The sequence below is a fragment of the Planococcus sp. VCh962 genome (assembly GCF_057748275.1).
Map to the genome: position 1 here is coordinate 55,710 of NZ_JBYLHS010000006.1, position 26,150 is coordinate 81,859.

General features: G+C 43.9%; 26 protein-coding genes. 18 read left to right on the forward strand and 8 right to left on the reverse strand.

What is annotated here, in order from left to right; all coding sequences use genetic code 11:
* Nucleotides 1-332 precede the first annotated feature (332 nt).
* Nucleotides 333-1,406 carry an NAD(P)-dependent alcohol dehydrogenase gene (locus AC3AQ9_RS15190; RefSeq protein WP_488308334.1) on the forward strand — a complete coding sequence of 358 codons (1,074 nt, stop codon included), beginning with the start codon at nucleotides 333-335 and terminating at the stop codon, nucleotides 1,404-1,406.
* A gap of 347 nt (nucleotides 1,407-1,753) precedes the next feature.
* Here AC3AQ9_RS15190 and AC3AQ9_RS15195 read toward each other — a convergent pair whose 3' ends face one another.
* The gene (locus AC3AQ9_RS15195) at nucleotides 1,754-2,629 is read right to left on the reverse strand and encodes a YitT family protein (protein WP_488308335.1); all 876 of its coding nucleotides are present in this window, start codon (nucleotides 2,627-2,629) and stop codon (nucleotides 1,754-1,756) included.
* Nucleotides 2,630-2,881: 252 nt separating this feature from the next.
* Here AC3AQ9_RS15195 and AC3AQ9_RS15200 point away from each other — a divergent pair, with 252 nt between their 5' ends.
* Complete coding sequence (locus AC3AQ9_RS15200) at nucleotides 2,882-3,274, forward strand: YciI family protein (RefSeq protein WP_488308336.1); 393 nt, start codon at nucleotides 2,882-2,884, stop codon at nucleotides 3,272-3,274.
* Between the two features lie 60 nt (nucleotides 3,275-3,334).
* A complete protein-coding gene (locus AC3AQ9_RS15205; RefSeq protein WP_488308337.1) occupies nucleotides 3,335-4,306 on the forward strand; it encodes an NAD(P)-dependent alcohol dehydrogenase in 972 nt (323 codons plus the stop codon).
* Nucleotides 4,307-4,476: 170 nt separating this feature from the next.
* On the opposite strand, the gene arr is transcribed toward AC3AQ9_RS15205, so the two are convergent.
* Entirely contained in the window at nucleotides 4,477-4,893 is a 417-nt protein-coding gene (arr, locus tag AC3AQ9_RS15210; RefSeq protein ID WP_488308338.1) for an NAD(+)--rifampin ADP-ribosyltransferase, read from the reverse strand.
* A 287-nt stretch (nucleotides 4,894-5,180) separates the two neighbouring features.
* On the opposite strand from arr, the gene AC3AQ9_RS15215 reads away from it, so the two are divergent.
* Entirely contained in the window at nucleotides 5,181-5,507 is a 327-nt protein-coding gene (locus AC3AQ9_RS15215; RefSeq protein ID WP_488308339.1) for a hypothetical protein, read from the forward strand.
* Nucleotides 5,508-5,674: 167 nt separating this feature from the next.
* Here AC3AQ9_RS15215 and AC3AQ9_RS15220 read toward each other — a convergent pair whose 3' ends face one another.
* The 3 genes from AC3AQ9_RS15220 to AC3AQ9_RS15230 form a co-directional block, all read right to left on the reverse strand.
* Entirely contained in the window at nucleotides 5,675-7,078 is a 1,404-nt protein-coding gene (locus AC3AQ9_RS15220) for a purine-cytosine permease family protein (RefSeq protein ID WP_488308340.1), read from the reverse strand.
* Nucleotides 7,079-7,098: 20 nt separating this feature from the next.
* Nucleotides 7,099-7,233, reverse strand: a complete 135-nt coding sequence (locus tag AC3AQ9_RS15225; protein WP_488308341.1) for a hypothetical protein — start codon at nucleotides 7,231-7,233, stop codon at nucleotides 7,099-7,101.
* A gap of 168 nt (nucleotides 7,234-7,401) precedes the next feature.
* Nucleotides 7,402-8,538, reverse strand: coding sequence for a hypothetical protein (locus AC3AQ9_RS15230; protein WP_488308342.1), 1,137 nt, complete (start codon nucleotides 8,536-8,538; stop codon nucleotides 7,402-7,404).
* Between the two features lie 629 nt (nucleotides 8,539-9,167).
* Here AC3AQ9_RS15230 and AC3AQ9_RS15235 point away from each other — a divergent pair.
* From AC3AQ9_RS15235 to nadX, 6 genes are all read left to right on the forward strand, one after another.
* The gene (locus AC3AQ9_RS15235; RefSeq protein WP_488308343.1) at nucleotides 9,168-9,746 is read left to right on the forward strand and encodes a TetR/AcrR family transcriptional regulator; all 579 of its coding nucleotides are present in this window, start codon (nucleotides 9,168-9,170) and stop codon (nucleotides 9,744-9,746) included.
* Nucleotides 9,747-9,771: 25 nt separating this feature from the next.
* Nucleotides 9,772-10,614, forward strand: a complete 843-nt coding sequence (locus AC3AQ9_RS15240) for a substrate-binding periplasmic protein (protein WP_488308344.1) — start codon at nucleotides 9,772-9,774, stop codon at nucleotides 10,612-10,614.
* A gap of 18 nt (nucleotides 10,615-10,632) precedes the next feature.
* A complete protein-coding gene (locus AC3AQ9_RS15245; RefSeq protein WP_488308345.1) occupies nucleotides 10,633-11,277 on the forward strand; it encodes an amino acid ABC transporter permease in 645 nt (214 codons plus the stop codon).
* A 16-nt stretch (nucleotides 11,278-11,293) separates the two neighbouring features.
* A complete protein-coding gene (locus tag AC3AQ9_RS15250; protein WP_488308346.1) occupies nucleotides 11,294-12,031 on the forward strand; it encodes an amino acid ABC transporter ATP-binding protein in 738 nt (245 codons plus the stop codon).
* Between the two features lie 102 nt (nucleotides 12,032-12,133).
* Nucleotides 12,134-12,559, forward strand: coding sequence for an OsmC family protein (locus tag AC3AQ9_RS15255; protein WP_488308347.1), 426 nt, complete (start codon nucleotides 12,134-12,136; stop codon nucleotides 12,557-12,559).
* Nucleotides 12,560-13,040: 481 nt separating this feature from the next.
* Nucleotides 13,041-13,820, forward strand: a complete 780-nt coding sequence (nadX, locus tag AC3AQ9_RS15260) for an aspartate dehydrogenase (protein WP_488308348.1) — start codon at nucleotides 13,041-13,043, stop codon at nucleotides 13,818-13,820.
* Between the two features lie 270 nt (nucleotides 13,821-14,090).
* Here the strand turns inward: nadX and AC3AQ9_RS15265 are convergent, their stop codons facing one another.
* Complete coding sequence (locus tag AC3AQ9_RS15265; protein WP_488308349.1) at nucleotides 14,091-14,675, reverse strand: DUF2238 domain-containing protein; 585 nt, start codon at nucleotides 14,673-14,675, stop codon at nucleotides 14,091-14,093.
* A 529-nt stretch (nucleotides 14,676-15,204) separates the two neighbouring features.
* On the opposite strand from AC3AQ9_RS15265, the gene AC3AQ9_RS15270 reads away from it, so the two are divergent.
* On the forward strand, nucleotides 15,205-15,759 hold the full coding sequence (locus AC3AQ9_RS15270) for a DUF1269 domain-containing protein (RefSeq protein WP_488308350.1): 555 nt from the start codon (nucleotides 15,205-15,207) through the stop codon (nucleotides 15,757-15,759).
* Nucleotides 15,760-16,505: 746 nt separating this feature from the next.
* Complete coding sequence (locus tag AC3AQ9_RS15275) at nucleotides 16,506-17,678, forward strand: Zn-dependent hydrolase (protein ID WP_488308351.1); 1,173 nt, start codon at nucleotides 16,506-16,508, stop codon at nucleotides 17,676-17,678.
* A gap of 179 nt (nucleotides 17,679-17,857) precedes the next feature.
* On the opposite strand, the gene AC3AQ9_RS15280 is transcribed toward AC3AQ9_RS15275, so the two are convergent.
* Nucleotides 17,858-18,661, reverse strand: a complete 804-nt coding sequence (locus tag AC3AQ9_RS15280; protein WP_488308352.1) for a metallophosphoesterase — start codon at nucleotides 18,659-18,661, stop codon at nucleotides 17,858-17,860.
* A 350-nt stretch (nucleotides 18,662-19,011) separates the two neighbouring features.
* Between AC3AQ9_RS15280 and AC3AQ9_RS15285 the strand changes: the two genes are divergently transcribed.
* Entirely contained in the window at nucleotides 19,012-19,467 is a 456-nt protein-coding gene (locus AC3AQ9_RS15285; RefSeq protein WP_488308353.1) for a hypothetical protein, read from the forward strand.
* Between the two features lie 145 nt (nucleotides 19,468-19,612).
* Here the strand turns inward: AC3AQ9_RS15285 and AC3AQ9_RS15290 are convergent, their stop codons facing one another.
* A complete protein-coding gene (locus tag AC3AQ9_RS15290; protein WP_488308354.1) occupies nucleotides 19,613-20,500 on the reverse strand; it encodes a MerR family transcriptional regulator in 888 nt (295 codons plus the stop codon).
* Between the two features lie 227 nt (nucleotides 20,501-20,727).
* Between AC3AQ9_RS15290 and AC3AQ9_RS15295 the strand changes: the two genes are divergently transcribed.
* From AC3AQ9_RS15295 to AC3AQ9_RS15315, 5 genes are all read left to right on the forward strand, one after another.
* On the forward strand, nucleotides 20,728-22,248 hold the full coding sequence (locus AC3AQ9_RS15295) for a phytoene desaturase family protein (protein ID WP_488308355.1): 1,521 nt from the start codon (nucleotides 20,728-20,730) through the stop codon (nucleotides 22,246-22,248).
* A gap of 14 nt (nucleotides 22,249-22,262) precedes the next feature.
* Complete coding sequence (locus AC3AQ9_RS15300; protein WP_488308356.1) at nucleotides 22,263-23,120, forward strand: phytoene/squalene synthase family protein; 858 nt, start codon at nucleotides 22,263-22,265, stop codon at nucleotides 23,118-23,120.
* A gap of 338 nt (nucleotides 23,121-23,458) precedes the next feature.
* The gene (locus AC3AQ9_RS15305; protein WP_488308357.1) at nucleotides 23,459-24,961 is read left to right on the forward strand and encodes a phytoene desaturase family protein; all 1,503 of its coding nucleotides are present in this window, start codon (nucleotides 23,459-23,461) and stop codon (nucleotides 24,959-24,961) included.
* Nucleotides 24,962-25,029: 68 nt separating this feature from the next.
* Nucleotides 25,030-25,539: a glycosyl-4,4'-diaponeurosporenoate acyltransferase CrtO family protein gene (locus AC3AQ9_RS15310; RefSeq protein ID WP_488308358.1), complete on the forward strand. Its 510-nt coding sequence runs from the start codon at nucleotides 25,030-25,032 to the stop codon at nucleotides 25,537-25,539.
* 243 nt (nucleotides 25,540-25,782) lie between these two features.
* The gene (locus tag AC3AQ9_RS15315; RefSeq protein WP_488308359.1) at nucleotides 25,783-26,097 is read left to right on the forward strand and encodes a DUF3870 domain-containing protein; all 315 of its coding nucleotides are present in this window, start codon (nucleotides 25,783-25,785) and stop codon (nucleotides 26,095-26,097) included.
* Nucleotides 26,098-26,150 lie beyond the last annotated feature (53 nt).

Genomic DNA, 26,150 nt, shown 5'->3' on the forward strand with positions numbered 1-26,150 from the left:
GAAGCTGAAGCTGCTTCTTCTCTTTTTACTGGAAACTTGTACTTCTGCGAACGCCATAAGAAGATCACATAAAGGCAGAAGTCCGATCTCTAAGTAATAGAGAAAAATTAGAGGAACAGTTCTAATGTTTCTGTGAGGCATTAGACACTTCCTTGGTTTTAACGGCTTTATCAGCGTTGCATCCGAATCACATTCGAGGCAGGGAAAAGTAAATTAAAAGAACTGCATAAGAGTGGTTCGCCGCCTTATGTTTGAAGAAAATATCAATATACTGATATAATGAATAGCCGTAAAAAGCAGATACAAATTGTATAAAAGGAGAGGAAAGTATTATGAAAATCAAAGCTGCAGTCACTCCCGAAAAGGGACAAGCTTTTAAAATCACTGACGTTGAATTGCCTGAACTTGGCTCGAAAGATGTCTTAATAAAAGTAATGGCATCCGGGATTTGCCATACGGATGTTTCAGGAAGAGACACAGATATGGTCAATCCACCCTCTGTTCTTGGCCATGAAGGCGCTGGAATTATTGAAGAGATCGGGTCTGAAGTTACTGAACTTCAAAAAGGAGATCATGTAGTTGTGTCATTTGCCAGTTGCGGGGAATGTGATAATTGTTTAGCTAATCACCCGGCACATTGCCGTTATTATGGTGACCTTAATTTAAATAGCCATATCGATCAAGACACCAATCAATTGGTTGCCAGATTCTTTGGCCAATCTTCATTTGCAACATACTCACTTGTTAATCAAAGAAACGTTGTGAAAATTGATCCGGACATGGACTTAGCTTTAGCAGCTCCACTAGGTTGCGGCTTACAAACAGGAGCTAGCTCTGTTCTGAATGTGCTCAAGCCTGAAGCAGGCAGTTCGATTGCGGTGTTTGGAGTGGGGGCCGTTGGATTAAGTGCCATCATGGCGGCTAAAATTGCCGGCTGCAAAAATATTATTGCCATTGATCTCCATGAAAATCGCTTGGAACTTGCTAAAGAGTTGGGAGCAACAGCTACGATAACAAGTGGCAAAGATGTAGATATTGCAGGGAAGATCCAAGAAATTACTGGAACTGGCGTGCAGCATGTACTGGATACGACTGGAGTAGATGTCGTAATCGCACAAGCTATCTCATCATTGGACACTTTTGGAAAAATAGTTACGGTCGTTACTGATTTTAGTCTTTCTATCCCTTTGGAAGCTTTAGCATTAAAAGGCGGCAGTATTATCGGAACCAGCCAAGGCGATGCAACTCCACAAAAATTTATTCCGGAAATGATTTCTTACTATAAAAATGGACAATTTCCAATTGACCGAATGGTAAAATACTATGAGTTTGATGAAATCAATAAGGCCTTTGAAGAATCAGAGAATGGTTCCGTTATTAAACCTGTTTTAAAAATTAATCAATAAATTTTAAATGAATGAAATGAAAAGCACCTTTCAGGCAGTTTACAGCTGTTTGGAAGGTGCTTTTTCTATGCTTTTATCCCATAAAAAAGTGGAATGAATTTCAAGGGAAGGATGAATAATTACGTTAACGGAATTTTTACCAAGAATATATTTAAAAGAAATGGGTTCTTGTGTATAAATAAAGGCAAAAATGAAGCGGGATTAAATGAGTTTAATATGACGCATTATCAGCAGTTTTTATACACGGAGCATATAATTCAAAAGCCAGTAACCTCTCTATGTAGGGTTACTGGCTTTTTCAAATCCATGCAAAATAAAGCTTACACACGACATCCATCACTGATAGATCAGTGGATATCCCGCTTTCTAAAGCTTCCGCCTCTGACTTCAGCTACGTCGTACACGGCAATGAACGCGTTGCTGTCGATTTCATAGATGATTTCTTTCATCTTGCTGTCTTCGAGCCGGTTGATGATGCAGGTGATTTCTTTGTGTTCCTCGTTCGTGTAGGCACCTTTGACGATATTGTAGGTGGCATTGCGGCCGAGGCGGTCGTAGATGGTCTGGACGAGCAGCTCCGGTTCACGCGAAATGATTTTATATGTTTTGGAGCCGCTGAATCCTTCTTCAACCAAGTTAATCACTTTGGATGCAATGAAATAAGCGATTCCGGAAAGGAAAGCACCTTTCAGGCCGAAGACGAAGGAAACGATGATAAAGACGAATACATTAAGGAATAGGATCATATCACTCGTTCCAAATGGTAATTTGCGTGACAGCAGCACAGCCAGCATGTCGATGCCGTCGAGTGCTCCGCCGTTCCGCAGGGCAAGGCCCATGCCAATGCCGATAATGATTCCGCCGATGACGGTGACCAGCAAAGTATCGTTTTCAACGATAGTCGGAACATGGTGCATGACAGTCGTTGCATAGGCAAGAGAAGCGATGCCGATGACGGAATAGATGGCAAAGCTTCTGCCGATTTGTTTATAGCCTAAATAGACGAACGGAATATTCAGGACAGCAATCAGCAAGCCGAGCGGCAGTTCGGATAATTGGGAGCCGACGATGCTGATGCCCGTGATTCCGCCGTCCGATACATTGTTCGGAATCAGCACGGCCTCAAGGCCATATGCGGTGATAAAGGCTCCGATGACAATAAACAGCGCCCGCAAAAGCATTTTGGTCCGATTCGTTTTTCGTTTTGTGTCTGTTGCACTCATTCTATTTTCCCCTTCTCTGAAGTCTCATGATGGAATTTTTTCACGCTAATTATTAAATATAACCTTTTTTTGGCTATTTTAGTAGGGGAAACTTGATTGAAACAGGTAAGGAGGAAAGGCAGCTGATCGGCAATCGAATAATTTATTAAAAAAAGGGATTGGATCCGGTTGTCTTGAATTTTATTAAGGATGAGCAAAATCATAGCAGAAGTTAAAAGTTAAAGGCTGCAGCCTTAAAAAGGAGGAATTTCCATGCGCTTTATGTTGATCGTCAAAGCTTCGCCCAGTTCAGAAGCCGGAAAGCGCCCAAGCAATGAGTTGATAGAAGCCATGTCCAGGTATAACGAGGAGTTAAAGGAAGCGGGCGTTCGGATCATGGCAGAAGGGCTCTATCCCAGTTCGAACGGAATTCGCCTTTCGTATGGGAAGCCTGGTGAAAAGCCTGTAATTACAGAAGGGCCTTTTGCAAATCCAAAAGAATTAATTTCCGGTTTCATCTTGATTGATGTGAAATCGAGGGAAGAGGCCATTGAATGGGCCAAGCGGATGCCGGACCCGATTGGATATGGCGAAGGTGAGATTGAATTGCGTCAATTGCACGAAGGGCCAATGGAGACGCAGAGTTTAGAAACGCTGTCCGAATAAGCTTCACTTGGTAATGGCATGGCCGGTGGCTTTTCACCGGACAAAAAAGGGGGACGGAAAATGAAAGCCATGGTCTGCACCCGGTACGGGCCGCCGGAAGTTATGGAACTTCAACAGCTCGGCAAGCCGGTGCCGAAAGCCGGTGACATTCTGATAAAAGTTCGTGCGTCCACTGTAACAGCAGGGGATTGCGAGATCCGGAGCTTTAAATTTCCGGTGCTGCTGTGGGTCCCGCTGCGGCTGTTTTTCGGTGTGCGAAAACCGAGGCTGAACGTGCTGGGACAGGAATTTGCCGGAGAAGTCGAATCCGCGGGAAATGAGCAGACGCTATTCAAGAAAGGGGACCGTGTATATGGCGCGACTGGCTTGAAGTTTGGCGCGTATGCCGACTATCTCTGCCTTCCCGGCAGTTCTGCCATTGCCCACATGCCAGAAGAGCTTAGTTTTGAAGAAGCCGCCACCATCCCAACCGGAGGAATGAATGCCTTGTTTTTTCTTCGGAAAGCGGGAATCCAAGCTGGCCAGAAAGTGCTCATCATCGGAGCCGGTGGAAGCATCGGCACGGTGGCCGTTCAGCTCGCCAAAAATTCAGGTGCAGAAGTGACGGCCATCGACAGCAAGGAAAAGTTGGACATGCTTTTATCCATCGGCGCGGACAAAGTGATCGATTACCGGCAAGAAGACGTTACGACAAGTGGCGAAACTTATGATGTGATTTTCGACGTCGCGGGAAAAAGCCCGTTTTCGAAAACCGTCAATTTATTGAAGCCAAAAGGCATCTACTTGATGGGCAATCCGAGCCTTGCCCAAATGTTCCGGAGGCTTTTGCCGACGAAGAAAGGCGACCGTAAAATCATAGCGGGAGCGGCCAGCTACAAAGCCGAAGATTTGCGCTATTTGAGCAAACTGTTGGAAGAGGGCAAGATCAAACCGGTCATTGATCAAACATTCCCGCTGGAACAGCTGAGTCAAGCGCATCATTATGTAGAGAGTGGAGTGAAGAAAGGGAATGTTGTCATCAGCAATCAATAATGCCAGCCAATCTGTTCTGAATGCGCTGGTTATCCAGGAAAAAGATAGGATAACTAAATAACCGCCATTTCGAAAAGAAATGGCGGTTATTTAGTTTAATTGATTTCGAAGATGATGTTTTGGCCTTAATCCATTGAACAACAGCCATTCACAAATAACCCGTAAAAAAATCAATCCAGGATAATTGCCTTCCCTTGTTCACGCAAGGTTTTTAAAGAGGCAAGCATGTGGTTGATTTCTTCATCAGAATGGCGTTCCCAGGAACCTAATTCAGCGACGATCTTTAGCGGCGATTTGGACCGGTACGAGCGTGTCGGATTGCCTGGAAACCGTTTGTCGGTCAAGTTCGGATCGTTCTCGAAATCCCCCAGGGGTTCGACCAGGTAAATCCGTTCTTTGGCATCGGACGCTGCAAGTTCGGCGCCCCATTTGGCAGCATCTAGAGTGGCTGTGAAATAGATGTAATTGGATTTCTTGTCCTGATAATTAGATCCGTATTGCGCCTCTAACAGATCGCCGATATTCAATTGGGCTTTTGTTCCGTGAAAGAAAGCGCCGCGATCTAAAACTTCTTTTTGGTCGTTCATCCGGATTTGCCTCCTGTGCTAATAGCGTTGTATAGAATAGTATAGGGCAGGGATTCGGAGAAAAGTAGTCTGTAAATATTTTTTTATTGGGAGTATAATGGAAGTAGAGAGAATCGAAACGGCTATTAGAAGTGCCAAAGCGAGCAGTTTAATTCAAAAGCAGTTTGGAATTCCAGAGAATTGAATCGCTTGCTTAAATGAATTACAAAGTTATGTCACCGGAGCCGCAAGAGAAAATGGACTTTTACAACCGATTTGATGACAGATATTAAAGGAGAGCGGAGCTCATGTACTATTTATGTGCTGCTATAACTTTAATTAGTGCGTCAATCAGTTTGTTTTTTTCTTCGCTAGCAGTGGTGAAAAGTAAAGGTGATGCTGAGGAAAAAGCTTTGTATGTAACTGCACGCAGCATTGCCTTCTTTGTCATTTCTATCGTACCTTTCTTTATTATTTCAAAGGAAATAGTAGTCATAACTGCTGCAGGGATGATTATTGTGCAAATTTTGGATGGATTTATAGGGATTAGAATTAGGGATAAGGCTGAAACGTTTGGGCCATTTATAACTGCAGTTGTGCATTTGATTGTTTTAGTGCTTTTCCTTTTAAGGTAAGTTGCTTCATTACATTTCCATTTAGATTCCAAACACTGCCACACTCGCTGCATTAGGCTGCCGGGTGTGGCTTTTCATTTTAGTCGCCATTAAAGAAAGCTATCCGGAAAAGCCGTGATTTACGGCCTTTCCGGATAGCCTTTATTAGAGAGAGCATTTCCAATCCATTAGGCAATATAATCTTTTGGATTCACATCTGTCGCTTCCACTTTCTCATAATAAGCGCCTTTTGTGATCAGCGCCAAAACTACTGTCATGACAGCTGCCATCATTGCGGCTAGGAAAGCGGCGGTGCTTTGGAGGAAAAGTCCGAAATAACCAAGTGCGGCAACGGTTCCGATTATAGTCGGTACAAGAAGTGAAACCACGCCGACGGGATTCCATTTAAACAAATTCTCTTGCCTTGCGTCGTAATATGGGGGTCCGATTTTCAGCAGTTTTTTGACGATGAGCGCATCGGTTACGAGAATCGCTGCCCACGACATTAGCGCTACCCCCTGGAATGTCATCGCTGTTTGCAGGTGGTCGATGATGCCGCCAAGCATCAGCGCCATGGCCGTAACTGCTGCCATGACTACCCAGAAGCGCCGGCCTGGAGTGAACCGGAACATATTTTCAAAAAAGCTCGATAGGGAAAGCGAAGCGCTGTAAATATTCGTGATATTGATGCGGACTTGCGTCAATGTCGTAAACAGGACGCCGCCGAGTCCGAGCAGCACAACGATATAGACACCGGGGTTCGATTCGCCTATTCGGACCCCGAACCAGATACCGAGGCAGCCCATGACGCCGAAACAGAAAATTTGCGGAATAAAACCGATTGCGATGGAGCCGATTTTCAAATCTTTCGGCTTCAGGAAACGCGCATAATCAGAAGCGATCAGCGCTGTCAGCCCCATGATGCCGTGCTGCATCCCGATGCATAATAATAAAGCTGTGCCGCCGATCTGGGCACCTTCCGGCATATACGTCCAAAAACTTCCGTCGTATCCGGACGGACGGTTGTAGGCAACGACGATTGCCGCGATTAAAAAAATACCGAAAATCGGCAGCGACCATTTTTGGAGCTTATCCAATTGTTTGATGCCGAACCAGTTCAGCGGGATGACCAGTGAACCAAAGATGATGATGAGAATCCACTGGGGGATTACAGGAAAATATGCATGGATTGCGGATACCAGAATCATGCCTTCGAAAGCACAGTACATGATGAAGTTTGACGCATAAATTAAAGAAGTAAGCGAGGCTCCGATGTAACCGAATCCTCCTCGGGATAGTAAATTGACGTTCATCCCCGACTTGGCAGACAGGTAGACGATAAAGGAACCGACAATTCCCGCTGCAATAATCGCATAGGCAGCTGAAATGAGGGCATTCGCCGCTCCGAATTGAAGTGCCATAACGCTGCCCATCTGGAAATAGAAAATGGCAGTTGCGATTCCGAATGTAATGTTCGTGATGCTTAGCCAGCCCATTCTCCGATATTCCCGCGGAATTTTGTCCAAAGAATAATCCTTTTTTCTGTTTGCTTCCATTTCTCGTTCAAGATCTGCAGCAGAATCAGTTCTCATGTCAGCTCCTTCTTTCCTAGTTAGATTTCTGCAGTGCCTGTTTTGTACATATAAAAAGCAATGAAATGTACGACAGTCTTAAAAATCAATGCCAAGAAAGCAGTCGTCCTCTTGATGGAAATAATCCGGAACGGTTTCAGTAATTTGTTGTCCATATCATTCCGTACCCGCTATTTCAGCATTTTAGGCATCCTATTGATGCCAAAGAGGCGGCGAAGTATACGGTCATGCCATCAGCAAGTTTTGAGCAGGAGATGGGATGCAATGATTACGAAAACATAAAAAACACCAGGAAAGCTAGCGATTCCTGGTGTGTTGTATGCTTATTTCGTTACTTCGAATTCAATATTCTGTGCTTCTGAAAGGGTCTCGTAACTGTCAGTCGCCATTGACTCACTTAAGACAACTCTCACTTTTTCTACTTTGCTTGGATCAGTTTTAATGACTACTCCAACTTCTCCGGTCTTGCTGATGGCGCCGTAATAGTCTGGATCTTGTGCTTCATCGTAATCGATAAAGTCTTTCCAATCATAGGCGACATCAATTTTTTCTTGTTTTCCTTCTGAAAACAAGACGATTTCGTCGATTCCGTTGAAAGTGACGTCTTGGTCAGCGGTGTTCTCTGCATTGTACTTGATATAGAAATAATTGAACTCTTCACCTACAGGTTCATCTGAATACATGCTGTTGATGCTGTCCTGCTGATCTTCTGAAACATTCATCGCTTTCTTAAAAGAAACTTCTTCGAGTGTCACGTTTATCGGTTTTGCGTCATATGGCTTGTTTTCAGCTACCACGGTTAGAACTTCTGACGTTTGTTCTGGCTGTTCTTCAGTTCCTTCAGTTTCTCCCGCTGCGTCACTGTCTTCACTGAACATATCTTCCAGCTGAGAGATGTTCGCAAAGACCGCTTCTGTTAAATTCTCGTCGTCTACAATTTTGAAGTTTCCTTCTTCATCTTTTTCCGAATTGAATTCAACTGTTCTAGTAGCAAGAGCTGCATTTTCAGCGGTCATGTGCTTAACCATGGTCTTTTCAGTCATTTCTTCTAAAGCTTTTTCTGACTCTGGCGTCTGTTCATCAAAAGCACTGGCAAAAGCTAAAGGCATGATTTCCGCCATCGTGCTGGCCATCACCGTTCCCATATCAAGAGAAGTGATTTCAGCTTTCACAACGGCTTTGTCGCCATCCGCTGATACTTCTTCAATCTTTTTAAAATCATAGTTTTTAGAGATGTTTTCAAGCATGGTTAATGCCAGCTCTTCATCGGTTGCTTCCTGATCGGCAGTCAAACTCTCGGTACCGCCTTTCACAAAGGTCCCTGCTTTTTCTAAATCATTTTTTTGGATGGCAGTTAAGAAGCCGTCAACAGTAGCGCTGGGTTTTTCTGCTCCACAGCCTGCTAGAAGGACTAAAGTTAGTGCGCCAAACATTAAAAGGGTTAAAATCTTCTTTCTCATCTTTGCGATCCCATCTTTCATTTTTACTATAAATCCTAATAAATAGTATCATCAAATGTATTATATTGGAATAGTAATTATGACATTTGTAGTAACTATATATTTTATTTTGGGAATATCTTTATATTCCCAAAAGAGTGTAAGCCGTAACTGCGTATGTATGAAACTGAACATCTCCAGAAATGGCTCGGAAAAATCCAAACTCACACAACCTGTCTGAAGGAAGCCATTGATTCGTTAGACGAAGAACAATTGGACAAGAATTACAGGGAAGGCAGCTGGACAGTTCGTCAGCTGGTGCCTCGTATTGAAAATTTGCAATTACAAGTCTAAACGATTCGCCTTTGCACGGAAATTTATATTCCATACATTGCCACACTCGCAGCCTCAGCATTGCGGATGTGGTTTTCTATTTTATTCATCTATAAACCCGCACGGCAATTAATGCTTTGGTGAAAGCTGAATCTCTTAAAAAATAACAGAAAAATAATCCCGAGCATTCCTATAGATTTTATTGACTTCATTACTCATGACAGATAAAATAAAATTTGCCTGACTGACTGGTCAATCAATAGGGGGTGGGTCATATATCTATAAAAGAGCAAGCTTCTAATCGAAGAGAACAAATTTTGGAGATTGCCTTAAAGCAGTTTTCTGAATATGGCTATCACAAGACAAAAGTAGCGGATATCGTTAAAGCGGCAAAAGTTTCCCAGGGGACTTTTTATTGGCATTTTGAAAGTAAAGAAGCTATAGCTTTAGAAATTATTCATAAGAAAGAAGCCGATCTTTTTGAAGTAGTTTCACAAGGATATAGGGAGTCCAGAGCAACTGTACAGGAAGTGGTTAAGAATTCAGAAACCTTATTCGAGAATTTTTTTCTGTTCTCTCAACAAAACAAGTACTTTATGGGACTGCTTATAAAAGGGATGGAAACAGAAGAATCCGTTCAATCTGCCATTCTGGAAACACGGAAAAAGCTTGAAAATGCTTTTCAGAAAAACATAGAAAGGGCAGCTGAACTAGGCATTCTCCCTCAAAAGGATCCAGTGATACAGTCTGCACTTTTGGTAAGTCTTTTGGAAGGCATGCTGGAGAGATGGTTATTTATGCCGCAGCAAGAATATTCGAAGCTGCAAAGTAAAACTGCGAAAGAACTGGCCAAAGAGGTCGTTCAGTTTGAATTTTTTGGATTGCTTGGTATTTAAGTTTAAAAAAGAAAGGGAGATTACGATGAAGAAAAGATCATTTTTACTAATTGCACTGACGGCATTTTTTGCTTTAATACTAACTGCTTGTGGGTCAGGTACGGAAACAGGAGAAGGCGGAGCAGCAGAGGATACGAAGACAGAAGAAACTACATTGCTGGATCAGATTAAAGAAGATGGCGTCTTGAGAGTAGGTTTGATGGGTACGTACCGGCCATATAATTTCTTGAATGAAAATCAGGAGATGGACGGATTCGATGCCGATATCGCCAAAGAAATTGCTGACGGCTTAGGAGTAGAAGTTGAGTTTGTGGCGCAGGAATTTTCAGGGATGATTGCGGGCTTGCAAGCGGAGAAATTTGATGTGGTAATCAGTCAGATGACGATTACTGACGAAAGAAAAGAACAAATGGACTTCTCAGATTCATATATCACAAATCAAGTTAAAGTGATTGTTAGTGAAGATAACGATGAAATCACTTCAGTGGAAGATTTCAAAGGGAAGAATATCGGCGTTGGCTTAGGAACAAATGATGAAACTTACTTAAGAACGGTGCTTATGCCTGAAGTCGGTGAATTTAATATCATGACCTATGATGATGTTATCACTACATTGAAAGATCTGGATTCTGAACGTATCGAAGCGACAATCAATAATATGTATGCGATAAATCCAGTTGTAGAGCAAAACGGTTTTCAGATCAAAGCTGTAGGTGAGCCGATTAAATCTGACCAAGCCGGAGTTGCAACCCGTAAAGGGAATCAGGAACTCATAACTGAAGTGAATAGCATTTTAGCAGAAATAAAAGAAGACGGAACTTATAATGAAATCTTTGTGAAATGGTTTGGGGAAGAGCCTCAAGAATAACAGAAAGGAATTTTAAAAATGGATATTGTAATTGATAATTTGCCATTTTTGTTCCAAGGAGCATATTATACGCTCCTGATTACCATTACTTCAATGGTTTTCGGCTCTATCATTGCAGCGATTGTTGCAGTTGCCAGACTAAAAGGGGCTCGGCCAATCAGATGGCTGGCCAGAGCGTATGTATCGATCATTCGAGGAACCCCGACCTTGGTTCAGATTATTATTATTTATTATGGGCTCGTGGATTATGGGATTAAGCTGCAGCCGCTAACAGCAGCAATCATCGCTCTCAGTATAAGCATCGGGGCTTACTTATCAGAAACCTTGCGTGGTGCCCTGCAAGCCATTCCGAAAGGGCAGATGGAGGCGGCTTATGCGTCAGGAATGACACCGTTTCAAACAATGAAACGGATCATCTTTCCGCAGGCGATACGAATTGCCATTCCTCCCGCCGGTAATACATTTATAGGGATGCTGAAAGAAACATCGCTGGTTTCTGTCATTACAGTCACGGAATTGCTGCGGTCTGCGCAGCTATTGATTGCTCAATATTATGTCTATATGCCGTTTTATCTTTCGATCGCACTCATGTATTGGATTATGAGTACAGGTTTTTCATTCATATTAGAACGATTGGAAAAGAGATTGTCCATTTATGTATAAAAGTTGGTGTTGACTAATGATCACAGTAAATAATCTATTAAAGAGTTTTGAAAAACTGGAAGTGCTTAAAGGCATTAATCTGGAAGTGAAAAGCGGTGAAGTCATCGCTATTCTAGGGCCAAGTGGATCAGGGAAAAGCACGCTTCTGAGATGTTTGAACGGATTGGAAAAAATGACCAGTGGTGAAGTTGTAGTAGCAGGATCCACACTAAATACGAACGACAGCAAGAAAAAACAATTAAAAGCAGTTCGTCAGATCCGTTTGCAAAGCGGGATGGTTTTTCAGCAGTTTAACTTATACCCACATAAAACAGTACTTGAAAATGTCATTGAAGCCTTATTAGTTGTGAGAAAATGGCCGAAGGAAAAGGCTGTTGAAAAGGGAGAAACATTACTGGCAAGAGTCGGACTGGCTGAAAAAAGAGATGTATATCCATCGCGATTATCCGGGGGGCAACAGCAACGGGTAGCGATTGCACGCGCTTTGGCTGCAGAACCTGAAGTGATGCTATTTGACGAACCAACCTCTGCGTTAGACCCTGAGTTAGTTGGAGAGGTATTAGCAGTCATAAAAGAACTGGCCCAAGAGGGAATGACCCTGGTTATTGTCACCCATGAAATGGAATTTGCCAGTGAAGTGGCAGATCGCATCATTTTCATGGATGACGGGTTTATTGTTGAAGAAGGTTCGCCAGACGACTTCTTTAAACAACCTAAAACAGAGAGAGCGAGAAAGTTCTTGAAAAAAATGTAGGCTGAACTTATGCTGCTGTATGGCAAGCTACATAATAGAGATTACATGAAGTTAAAGTGGAACCCGGCTACGGAAGCGTGTTCTTAGGAAGGAGTGTCTGCAATGAAAGTGCAAACAAAATGGAATGGACAACGGGCTTTCACAGCAGTAGGCGATTCCGGGTATGAAATCAACATGGATGCTACTGAATTGTATGGTGGGGAAGGACAAGGTGTAACTCCCACTGAAATGCTGCTTGCCTCTGTCGCAGGCTGCATCGGGATTGATGTAACCATGATTTTAAAACCGCATCTTGATGCTATTGCTAAACTTGAAATAGAAACAGATGGAACGAGAAAAGAAGATCTGCCAAAAGGATTTACGGCCATTGCTGTAACCTTTGCCATTGAAGGAGATATAGATGCCAAGAAAGTTTGGAGAGCTATCAATCTGGGGAAACAGAAGTATTGTGCTGTTTCAGATTCATTAAAAGCTGATATTTCATTCCATCTGCTGTTGAATGGAGAAGTTTCAGAAAATGTTTATTAAAAATGGGATTGGTGTTTGAAACCGCCCCGCAGGCAAATGGACAACCATCATAGATGGAGAAAAAAAGCGTAACGCCATTGAAGGAGAAACCCTCCAGGTGTTGCGCTTTTTATATTAAACAATAATTATACTTTCCTAATATCTTCTGCCAGAAACTCCCTGTCGGTGGTAAACTTAAAAGAAAGAAGAATCAAAAATAACCCGCTCTTGAGTTGGCAGCTCTGCAGGTTATGTAATGTAAAAAATCTGGATGCTAATCCCTTAGAGTGACCTGTTTGTTGCTGGACCATCTGGTGTCAGGCGCATCGAACAGCTTTTTGTTTTCTTATAGGTGTCGTATACCCGGATTGATGAAGTTTGATGCAAGCAATTTCAAATGTGCCATTGATATATTTAAGGGTATAAAAGCTATTCATAATTCAACGGAATATAAGAAAGTGAAATTCTAAAGCTTTCATCCAATCAGGTAAGGAGGCCAATCATGAACATCGGAATCATCGGAACAGGCAATATTGCCACGTATTTATTGGAACAAATAAACTCCAAGCACTTGGCAGATGGAAGAATCACAGCCATTTTCGGGCGCAATCAGGAAGTGGGGCAGCGGCTGAGCGAACAGTTTGAGGCCGATTTTTATACAGATCTTCAAGGTTTTTTGAATATGCCGCTCGATATTGTGGTGGAGGCAGCGACGGTGGAAGCGGCTAAGGTTTATTTGAAAGACGTGGTCGCCCATCAAAAAGATATCGTCGTCAGCAGCATTGGCGTCTTTAAAGATGTCGCTTTCTTAAATGAATTGAAAAGTTTGTCAGAGTTCAACGGCACGCATATCTTCCTGCCATCCGGTGCGATTGGTGGATTGGATGTGCTGCAATCGGCGAAAGCGGCTGGTGGGTTAGAGCGGGTCCAAATCACGACACGGAAATCGCCTGCATCACTTGGGATGGAATCGGACGAAGAAAAGGTGCTATTCGAAGGCTCCGCATATGAAGCCGTTGAAAAGTTCCCGAAGAATGTCAACGTGGCATTGGTGCTGGCACTTGCCGGAATCGGAGCCGAGAAAACGAAAGTGCGCGTCATCGTCGATCCGGCTGTCGAGCGGAATACCCACACCATCGAAGCGGAAGGGGATTTCGGCAGGATGCAGCTGCAAGTCGAAAACAATCCGATGCCGAGTAACCCGAAGACAAGCCTGCTCGCTGCCTTGAGTATTCTGGCGGTGCTGCAGAATAAAGACCAGGCTTTGCGAATCGGGAACTGAGTTCTTGTTCTGAACATGAAAAAGTAGCCGGACCGGTGAGTTTTTATGTTTCCTTACTCATCATTTCCAGACTTTGTCTACAGTCTGTTTAAGCAATTTGCCTTTGAATCTTTTTTTTATTGAAGCATCTCATTTTTAAAAATGAAAGCGACAGCCGGACATGCGATGTCCGGCTGTCGCTTTTTTAATCGGGTTGAATCCCCGTTTCTGAATGAGTTGTCCCAAATAGCTTTTGATAAACTGCAGGGCATCTTAAATGGATTATCTGATTTATTTCTTTTGCCTTTGCCTTAAAATAATAAAAGCCGTAACGGTCCCTCCGACTAACCCATCGATCATATCAATCATGGTGTCATCCGGGTTCCGTCCTTGGATTGTAAAGTTAAGCAATTTATCTCCAGCGAACTCCATCAATTCCCAGACCGCTGCAGAAGCAAGCGAAAAACAAATGATGTAAAGGCCGATAAAAGCATTTGGCAGCCGGGCTGTCAACTGTTCTCCCACCATTTTCTGCAAGATGATCCAGCTTCCAACCGCCAGCATGATTCCTGATGCGATATGAAGAAAATCATCAAAATGCGGAATATCATAAAAACCGCCAAAAGTACCCAACCCCACTGAAATAAAGATAAAGCCATAAACGATGTTCACAAAAAAGCTCGGCAGCGAAAGTTTAAGCCGTCTTTGCGCAAAAGCGATCGCTCCCATCAGTATAAGTGTGAAAATGCCCATTATCACTTTTGTGTTTTCTCCACTGGCAAACATATAACCCGTGCCAATGGCCAGCAAAATGAAGACACTCCACCAAACAGTTCTTTCCCCTGTTTCCCCGTGGCCGTTCTTCAATAATTCCATCTACGTTCATCCTTTCAAAAACCTTTCAAAAAATGCCTATTAAATCATTTTACTTCATATCCGTCTCAAAGGGTTGGATTTACTATTGAATCGCGATTCAGTGGCGTTGTTCATTTGGGCTTTTAAACTTCAATGAAAGCACAATCGCAGTACCTCTATGGACCCGAAGGCGGCTCTAATTACCGGTTCGATTGTGACGGTAAACCGCCACAACTGGAATTTAAGAGTAAATTCAGGGAAAAAGGGTATGTATTATACGGTAGGGCTAAAAAAGTCCAGCGAGTGAGTATCAAACGGATTTTTGTTTGGTATGGACACTGGCCATAAAAAATGTGCTCCTGTCACTTCCTTTACATCGCTGAGCTATTGTTTAGCAGGATGGCAGATGGTTTGATGCGGGCGTTGATTTGTTGGAGATTACCAGGTATACAGTATTTCCAAGCTTGCCGTTATTGCTAAAAAACGGCGGTGACGGAAGAATTATATGGAGTAGCATTTCGAATAATAAAAAATGGAGTGGATGTAATACATGGAAAACGTCATCATTAGTTATTTTAAAGTGGAAAGCGAAGCTTATCAGGCGTTATCGGATTTGAAAAAAGCCAGTACATTCAATGAGAATTTTACATTGTCACAAGCGGCATTATTAAAAAAATCAAATGGGCAGATCATCATGCAAGATGGTTTTGACACAGGCAAACGGACGCAAAATGATACGTGGAAAGGCGGGTTAATCGGTTCGCTTGTTGGGATTTTAGGCGGTCCGCTTGGCATGCTGCTTGGCTTCGGAATCGGGTCAGTGGTCGGAATGGCCAAAGATACAGGCGAAGCCAGGGAAGAATCGAGCCTTATTACAGCGATCTCTACCCGTATGACAGAAGGGGAAGTGGCAATTGTGGCAATCGCCCAAGAGCTGACTGAAGAATCCTATAATCTGATTTTAGAGAAGTACGGTGCGGTAACAGTGCGTTACAGTGCCAGCGATATCCAGGAAGAAGTGGAACATGCTCAGAATGTGGAGAAAAACCTCCAGGATCGGGCAAAAGAAGAAATGCGGCAGAAACGTTCTGAGTATCGTAAATAAAAAGCCAAAGAATAATACGGCAAGTTCATGGAACAGTTTGAAAACCTCGAAAAGCGGTTTTTTCCTCGGCTAAGCTTGAATTGAGTAAAAACGACGCAGGCTGCAGGAATGTTTGAGAATGTCTGCTGTTGAGTAAGAAACGAAATAAACGGATACAAAAGTAAACCGCCATTCCTTTTTCGGAATGGCGGTTTTTCCCGTAATTGCAAGACTCATAGGAAGTATTTAAGAAATGCTGGATAACTATAAAATACAGTAAAAGAAAACAATCCGATGCCGAGCAATCCGAAGACAAGCCAGCTCGCTGCCTTGAGTATGCTGGTACATTCAATTGGTTATTAAATTTAAACCGATGGACCAAAGACACCTGTCTCAGAGAATCTCTGAGTTCCAAAGCGGGTATCTTTCAATTAACAGCATTTTATTGGAAGCAGGCTGATCTGCTATGGCACGCATGCTGGATTCGGAGTTGTATATCAAGTGTGGTTTGGGAGCGGCATCCCATAAAGTGAAGGAGAATTAAGATTGAATTCGAAAAGCGATCAAAGAAAATATTTTAACGTCTAGAAAGAGTTTCTTAGGTGAAATTGGGATAAATAACGGGAATATTAGAATCAACGGAGTACTGGAAAGATGGGATGTCCATGATTACAGAGAAGCCATTGGTTTCGTATGATAAAGGTATAGCAGAACAGAAAACTGGCCAATTTATACAAACAAATTAAGGTTTGGAGGGTGTGATCAAAATGAAGGTTAACCATCAAAGATTAATGGATCTGCTGGATGAATTGAACCAGATCACTTCGGAAGGTGAAGGAATCACTCGCCTCGCTTATACGGAACAAGAACAAGCGGCGCTGGACTGGTTCATTGAAAAATGCGAGCAGCATTCCATTAGGACGCACCGTGATGCCATCGGCAATGTATTCGGGACCATCGGGCCGGACGGCGAAAAAGGGATTCTGATCGGCTCACATCTTGATACGGTGAAAAACGGCGGAAAATACGACGGAGCACTTGGTGTTGTTGCGGGTTTGGAAATATTGATCACACTTTTGGAAAACGGTGCTCAATTAGAGAAGCCGGTGACGGTCGTTTCGTTCCGCGGTGAAGAAGCGAATATTTTGGGCGGCACATTCGGCAGCCGTGCATTTTGTGGAACCATTGAAATTGATGACGATTTTATCAAGAGACTGGAAAGCACGCCTTTCAGCCTTCAGCAAGTGAAAGAGACTGCCGGAGCAGAACGGTACAGCAATTATCTGGAACTCCACATCGAACAAGGGAAAAAGCTGGAGAACAATGGCGCGGACATCGGAGTTGTGCACGCGATTGCCGGCATTAAGCGGCTGGACGTTACGGTCCACGGAGAAGCTGCGCATTCCGGGACGATGGGGATGGAAGATCGGGACGATGCGCTGATCAACACAGCAAAAATCCTGCTGGAATTCGAGCGTATCGTCAAAGCATATGGTGAACCGAATGTCGGGACAGTGGGGGAATTGTACGTGCATCCGAATTTGCCGAACGTCGTGCCGGGGCGGGTGGATTTCACCCTTGAAGTCAGAGGGACGGACATCGAGACCATGCGTGAAATAGCAGAGCGGTTTTCGGACTATGCCTCCACTTACCACCAGGTGGCCATCAAGCCGAATATCGAAAAGCACCCGTCCGACCTGTCGCAAAAAATAGTCTCGGCTGTCGAACAAGTTTGCAGAGAAGCTGGCATGGGCTATCGGGTGATGATGAGCGGTGCGAACCACGACGCGAATTCACTGGCGGCCGTCATGGATTCCGGCATCATCTTCATCCCGTGTGTCAACGGTGTCAGCCATAATCCGAATGAATGTGTGGAAGCAGGGGATATTGAAAAAGGTGCGACGGTATTGTTCCGGAGTGTTTTGAGCTTGTTGAAGTGATTGTTTTCACCGCAGCAGAATGGATGATAAATAGAAATAAATGAAAAAACCGCCATTCCTTTATTGGAATGGCGGTTTTTTGCATGGTCTGTATTGGTTGTTGACCAATTGAAGTAAACATTTTTTCGCATGCCTGTATCAAAAGAAAGGCAGTTTATTAACTGCAATCGCATGATTCTTCAAATTTCAATCATTTTAATCGTGGATGCGATTTCCTCTTCTGCTGTCTGCAGCTCCCATTCATGCGGGTAGTACCCAAGCGGATTGCAGATCACTTCAATGTTTTTGTAATGCTCATGATAGCGTGTATGGGTATGCCCGAAAATAACCTTCTTGACCTTATACTTCAACGCGAGTTCACCAAAGCGGGAGCTCCCCATCATCGCGTTGAAAAAGTCCCAGCTCGGATCGTCCTTTACTTGCAGAAAATGGGCGAACGGCACAACATGCGTGACTAGGATGATGTTTTTGCCGCGGTATGCTTTTAGCCAGTCCTCCATTTTGGCCGCGTAGCGCTCCGTCAAGGCAGCGTCGGACAACGGCCAATGGGCATGCGTTTTATCGGGCCAAGTAAAATGGCCGAAGGTGCCTTTGGAAAATTGCGGTTCGGTGAAACCTGCAACGCCGAATGTGTAATCGTACCAGCCGCCATCACCGATGACGACCCAGCCGTCGTTCAATTGCACCGGGCCATTCCCCAGATTGCCGCGGAATCCGAGCAGGTGGGCGTAGGCAGCGGCAGAATCTTCGGCATAGACATCGTGATTGCCATGAACGAATAAAAGCTTGGTTGCCGGAAAACTGTTTTGCAGCCGATTTAATAAAGCCAGGCTTTTTTCAGGGCTGGCAGCCATATCGCCACTCATGATGAATACGTCGGGTGAGTTGTTTTTTACCCATTGTTCCACTATAGCTAAAATATCCACTCCTGTTTTTTTACGGTTTAATCCTTCATGGATATCCGACAAAATAGCAATTTTCAATAGCGCTTCCTCCTGTTCCGAATGCATCTATTATTCCGTTTCAACCCAACATTCCAAAATAAAAAAACTGAATTTCGAAAGCATTTTCTTACATTATAGCGCAGATGTGGAGCTTGATGAATTATTCAGTGGATTAGATGGACACTGCTAGTTGTGACTTAAGTAAAGTATATGAAATCAAATTATTTATGAGTGGGCGGCTTTCGACAGCGGAATTGCAAATACCAATAAAAAGGATATTGAAAAAGCGGTAGCGAATTATACTTGTGAAAAAGAATTTCGAATTTTCCGTTTTTTAAGCGTGTAATGATGGAGTCTGCTGACCTGCAAAGAAATGGGAGGTATTATTTATGAACACAGCTGCTCGAGATGAAATGATAAAGCAATTGGATTTTTTCATCGGCAATTGGAACATGGAATTGATTCACCCACATATTGAGCCAAATCCGATTTCAGGCCATACCAGCTTTGAATGGATGGATGAGAAGTACGTCATCCAGCGCACGCATATCAATAAAAGCGAATTTCCCGACTATACGATCATTTACGATTGCAATCCGGAAACGGGTCAGTATTTGATGCATTATTTTGATTCGCGTGGAGTCACCCGTTTGTGTCCCATGAGTCTGGAGAACGGGGTTTGGAAGTGGTGGAGAGACACTGCCGATTTTTCGCCTTTGAACTTTTATCAGCGTTTTACCGGGAAAATTGATGAGACTGGAACGGTCATAGAAAGCATATTGGAAAAATCGGATGATGGCACAAATTGGGAGCATGATTTTAAAGTTGTGTATAGAAAAGAATGAGGTGCGAAGAGTGGAACAGCTTTAAAAAGCCCGTGAAGTTTTCTTCTCAAGCTTTTTAAAGCTGTTCTAAAACTAACGGATGGGAATGCGGCGGCTCATGGAGCAGCTTCAGTTGGTGGAATAAATATTTTTTCATTATCCGGCATCAATCACGGTTCTCCTTAAAAACTTCTGCCATGGAATAAGCAATCTGGATTCTTTTCGGATTGAAATAAATTTTATGATTGAAAACGCCATTGCCTCCTATGAAAAATTCGGTAGATTCGTTTCTTTCTGCGATGTCCTCCAATTGCTCAAACAAATGGGGATTGTGTTGGAACGGTGCTGCAGTTGTTGCAGACAATACTAGTTTCTGTGGGTGCAATCGCTGTACTAAGCACTCAATCGATGACAGCTTCGGGGAAGGCCCAGCTGCGATTGTTTGCCACCCATGCATCATCGCCTGGAGCAAAATGATGTGCAAAGGAATTTCATGTGTTTCGTGAGGCAGACAGCACCCGAGCATGAGAGGGGAACCTTCCGCAAGATCAAAATTTCTTCGGATCTGCACCAAAAAATCACGGACGACCAAACTCGTGATGGTTTCTTGGCTTTCATCCCACTTTCCGCTCGCCCATAGGTCACCGATTTCCTGCATCAACGGCTGGATTGTGGTGCTTAAGAATTTCTCCAATCCGTGCCGGTGAAGTGCTTGCTTCAATAAAAGCAATAAGCCTGCCTCATCGTAGACAGCGCCTTTCGCTAATAGGGCAAGCACATCTTCGCTGACAGGCATTTTAGGAACAGGCTCTGGCGTCTGGTGCGAACGGAACAAGTGCAGCGCTTCTTTCATTGAATGGCCTTGGTTCCGCAGTCTGCAAATCTTCATCAATGTTCCTACGTCTTCGCACGTGTACAACCTATAGCCATTGTTATGCCGTTTCGGGCAGATCAGTCCATAGCGCTCTTCCCATTTACGGATCACTTGCGGAGATAAACCAGTAAGTTCAGAAACTTCTTTTACAAGAAGACCATGTTCGTGGTTTGTTTTCATTGTGCCGGCCTCTTTCCTCGAAGAAATCCTAGTATTTGTTATATACTTACCTTATACTAATGCTATATAAACATTATACAAAAATTAAACAAAGTAGGTTTCAAACCAAATGTGAGGGGTATAAAAGGTACTAATACACTGTACATTCAGGGGTATCTGTAAAAAGTTCCGACAGAACCTTGTACAAGTAGAGCGTTAGACTAAAAGTGAGAAACGAGGAGATTCGTTTGAAAAAGAGTGTTAGTGTCGTCGGGGCGGGCGTGGCTGGTCTTGCGAGCGCTTGTCGGTTGCAGTGTGCTGGATACGAAGTTACGTTATATGAAAAAGAAGCGATGGCCGGCGGGAAGATGCATCGGATCGAGCAAGACGGTTATCAGTTCGACTTAGGGCCAACCATTGTCATGATGCCGGAACTTTACCGTGAAGTATTCGAAATGTGCGGCGTTGATCCGGACGACTATATTCCGATGCAGCGTCTGGATCCTATGTACAGCGTCTTTTTTGAAGGCGAGAGGGATGAACATTACGAAATCAGCTCAGATTTGATCAAGCTGACGAAAACACTCGAGCAATTTGGAGAAGAAGATGCGCAAGGATTTTTTAAATACATCCAAGAAATCTACAGCCGTTTCGTAGTCGCAAAAGAACATTTCCTTCAAAAACCTTTCCGTAAACCATCTGATTTTTACAACCTGTCGGTGCTGCGCCAAGGCTTAAAATTAAAAACCTTCGATAACGCGGATACGTTCATCAGCAAATACATTAAAAACGAACGCTTGAAGCAAATGATCAGTTTCCAAACCTTGTACATCGGCGTGTCGCCTTACAGCGGACCTTCTCTTTATACGATGATCCCGATGATCGAATTCCTTTATGGCGTGTGGTTCATCAAAGGCGGAATGTATACGCTGGCCAAATCGCTTGAACGGTTATTCCTAGAAAAAGGCGGTACCGTTCATTACAACTCCCCGGTGGACGAAATCGTGATTGAAAAAGGGCAAGCGATCGGCATCCAAGTGGACGGGGAATTCATTCCGTCAGACTTCGTGATGTGCAATGCCGATTTCCCTTATGCGATGAAAAATCTCGTCACCGAACCAAAGGCAAAAGGAAAATACACGGATAAGAAAATCGACAATATGAAATACTCTTGCTCTTGTTTCTTGATGTATCTTGGAATGGATAAAAAGTATGAGGAAGTGCCGAATGCCCACAACTTCATTTTCAATGAAGAACTGGAGCAGAATTTGAATGATATCTTTTCAGGAAAGCGTCTCGACACCGCCTCATTTTATGTCTACATCGGTTCCAAGCTGGATCCGAGCCTTGCGCCTGAAGGAAAAGATGGGCTGTATGTGCTCGTTCCGGTATCTGACAAATCATGTTCTCAGTACGAATGGAATGATGAAACAATCCAGCATTACCGCAATAATATATTAAATGCTTTGGAAAAAATCAAAGGCTTCGAAAACGTGAAACAGGAAATCGTCTCTGAATCGTATATGACCCCGCCAGATTTTGAACGGCGCTTTAACGCATACAACGGGGCCACTTTCGGCCTTCAGCCAACACTTGCCCAAAGCAATCACCTGCGCCCTCAAAGTAAAGCCACTCATTGTGAAAACCTTTACTTTACTGGAAGCAGCACTCATCCGGGCGCTGGTGTTCCGATTGTTCTACTGTCCGCACGTATTGCCACGGAAGAACTTTTGCATGATGACAAAGGGATCCTATTCCACACCCGCTGAAAGGGGCGCTTTTCATGACTGCTCAATCGTCTGTCCGAGAGGACTTTGCGTTTTGCGAAGACATCATTAAACGACATTCGAAAAGTTTTTACTATGCCTTTTCAAAACTTCCCGAGGAAAAAGCTCAAGCTGTTTACGCCCTTTATGCCTTTTGCCGGACAGCGGATGACAGCGTTGATGAAAACCTTGGAAGTGCCGCTCAATTAAAAGCTTTGGACGAACTGAGGGAGGAACTCGATCGATTTGCCCAAAAACAGGAAATCAATCATCCTTTATGGCGGGCATTGCGAGTTGTCTTCAATAAATATGAAATGGATCTCGAACCATTTTATGACCAAATTAAAGGGCAACGCATGGACATCTCTTTTTCCGCCCCTCAAACGCTGGAAGATGTGGAAACATACAGCTATTACGTTGCCGGTTCAGTTGGCCGCATGCTGTTGCCGATCATCGCATCCGATTCGAAAGTGGATTGCACAGATTCGGCCGTCAGCCTGGGCGTGGCAATGCAATTGACGAATATTTTACGGGATGTCGGAGAAGATTACCGTGGGAAGGGAAGAATCTATCTTCCTACAGAGGAATTAAAGCGAGCTGGATACCGTGTGGATCAACTGGCCAATGCAGAAATCACCGGCAGCTTTATAGAGGTTTGGGAAGGGATGGCGAAGCGTGCAGAAGATCTTTACGATGAATTTCTTGAATGCGTGGCGAACTTTGACGAAGACAGCCGCTTTCCTGTCCTTGTCTCGGCTCAAGTCTACCGAGGGATTCTAGGAAGTGTCCGACAAAACAACTACGATTGTTTTGCCCGGAAAAACTATGTGACCAAACGTGAAATGGTGCGGATTTTGAGTGATTCAATTATATAAGTTTAGTTAATAATCATCACTTTTTGATATTCCGCAAAACAGCTCCGCTTTCCTGCAGGCTCGCGCCAAGCCTCCTCAGGCGCTTCGCAACTTGCGGGGTCTCGGCTGTCTCGTCGCTACGCTGCCCTGCGGGAGTCTTCGCTGTTTTGCTCCATATCTTCTAGTTAAAAAGAGAAATAGCCTCTGAATACTTCTTACAAAGCAATTTCTTTGCGACGAGCTTGAGCAGGAGCACAAGTCTTTGCTTTACTTAAAGCGGCCGAAGCGGTATGAAAAAGTGAATTTCTTATTCAAGTTATATTGATGAAAAAAATTCCGGAAAGAAGGACGGTGCATATATGGCGAATCCCAACAAATCCGTACTCGTTATCGGGGGAGGTCTCGGCGGCTTATCTGCCGCTATTTCTCTCGCGCAAAACGGGTACGCTGTTTCTTTATATGAGAAGAATGCGCATGTAGGCGGCAAACTGAACCGTCTGGAACAGGATGGTTTCGGCTTTGACCTGGGCCCGTCCATTTTAACGATGCCGCACATTTTCGATAAGCTGTTTCGCGGCAGCGGGAAGCGGATGGTTGATTATGTATCGATCAAGCGGCTTAACCGGGAGTGGCGCTCGTTCTTTCCGGATGGCACGGTGTTGGATTTGTATGGAGACCTCCGGTTAATGGAGCGGGAAAATCCGTGGCTTACCCGCAAGGATATGAAAGAGTATTACGCGTTTTTAAAGTATGCGAAACGGATTTATGATACGACCGAAGCCGGTTATTTTGAAAAAGGCCTCGATTCGACAAAAGAGGTGGTTGCTGAACAAGGGGTTATTGCGTCTTTAAAAGGGTTTGATGTGTTTTCGACGGTGCACGGAGCGATTTCCAAACGGATCAGCAACCCGCATCTGCGCGACATGCTGTCGTATTTCGTCAAATACGTCGGGTCTTCTCCGTACAACGCGCCGGCTGTCCTCAATATGATGATTTACATGCAGCATGCTCAAGGCTGCTGGTATGTTGAAGGCGGCATGCATAAATTAGCGGAAGGCTTGACGAAACTTGCAAAAGAAGTGGGCGTTCAACTCCATACCGGTCTTGGCGTTAAGCACGTACACACGGATAACAACAGAAAAATCACAGGCGTGGAACTGGAAGACAGCACTGTAAAGACGGCCGATTATTATGTATCGAATATGGAAGTGATTCCGTTTTACAAAAAAATGGTGGCTGCGGATAAGAAGTTTGTACGGAAGCTGGAAAAGAAGTTTGAGCCGTCAAGCTCCGGCCTTGTGCTGCATCTGGGTGTGAAGAAGGAATATCCTTTTTTGAATCACCACAACTTCTTCTTTTCAGAGAACCTGCATGAACAGATGGAAAAAGTATTCAAGAAACACGAGTTGCCGGACGATCCGACGATTTACGTTGTCAATGCCAATAAAACCGATCCGTCACAAGCGCCTCCAGGGCACGAGAACTTGAAAATCCTGCCGCATATCCCGTATATCCAAGACCATCCGTTTACTCCAGAGGATTATGCGAAGTTCGAACAGCGCGTCCTTGAAAAATTGGAGCGCATGGGACTTCACGGATTGCGGGACCATATTGTGACGCGCGACGCCTGGACGCCTCATGATATCGAACGCATATACGGATCGGACCGCGGAGCGATTTACGGGACCGTTTCGGATAAAAAAGTCAATAAAGGCTTTAAGCATAAAAAACAAAGCGAACTGTACGACAATCTTTATTTTGTCGGTGGTACGGTAAATCCTGGCGGCGGCATGCCGATGGTGACACTCAGCGGCCAGCAAGTGAGCGAGAAGATTGTGAAGCGCGAAGCGTCGCGGAAATGATAAAGAACAACTTCATTCGGCGAGGGCGAAATGCCGAAACCTAATCAAAATGCCGAGGTGATTCACGCATGCCTTTAATCGAATTATCTATCGGATGGCTTGTGTTGGTGGATGCCGTTGCATGGGCGATTTTCCATTTCGGTATTTCTTATTGGGCTTATAAAATCCCTTCTCAATGGTTTGACCGCCAGAGCCGGCTGTTTCGCTCTTTCCGTTTTGAACAGAATGGTGATTTTTGGCAACGGTTTTTTCGAATAAAAGCGTGGAAACAACAACTTCCGGACGGAGCCATGTTTTTCAAAAGTGCTTATAATAAGCAATCGCTCCACGGGTTTGATAACCCGTCTTTGACTCAATTTGTCATCGAATCCAGAAGAGCTGAATTGACCCATTGGCTGTCGATGATTCCGGCTCCACTGTTCTTGCTGTGGAATCCGGCCGGGGCATTTTGGGCAAACGTGGCGTATGCGGTGTTGTTCAATATGCCGTTCATCCTGGCTCAGCGGTATAATCGACCGCGCCTTGAGCGGCTGATCATTCAAAAACAAAACAAATCCCATGCTATGTCGTTTCGCTGAAGGAGGATTTTAGCCAGCATAACCGTTAATACCGGCACGCTCTGATGAAAAAGAGTGTGCCTTTTTGTGTTGGGAATTGTCCGGCGTGCCATATTTCCAGCAAGCCAATATGTTTAATCTATAAGAAGAGAATGGCTATTCCTGGTATAAAATTGCTGCGGAATAAAAGAAGGTGTCAAGTTGTAACGAATACTACTATACTGAAGGAGTTAAGGTATATTTTATGAAGAAAGGGATGGGAACATGAACACGATTTTCATTGCTGGCCACTCCCGGTTGCCCTCTGGAATGGCAGCCCAGAATATGTACGAAACGTTGACGATAACAGCAGAAGTGGATAAAAAATATGGGGTGATCGTAACAGCCAGCTGCACTTTAGCAACAGCGCACGGACAGGAATTTATTCATCAATTGCTCAGAGGATACAGCCTTCAAGATGGGATAGAAGAACCGATCGCCAAATTGAAGAACCACTACTTAGGAAAAGCAGGGAATGCATTGATTTCTGCCTTAAAGGATCTGCACAATCAATATGAAACCCGCAAAATTAACGCATGAAATTTCAGATTATTTATTTTTTTCTGTTTACAAGCGAGATTTAATAGTTTAGG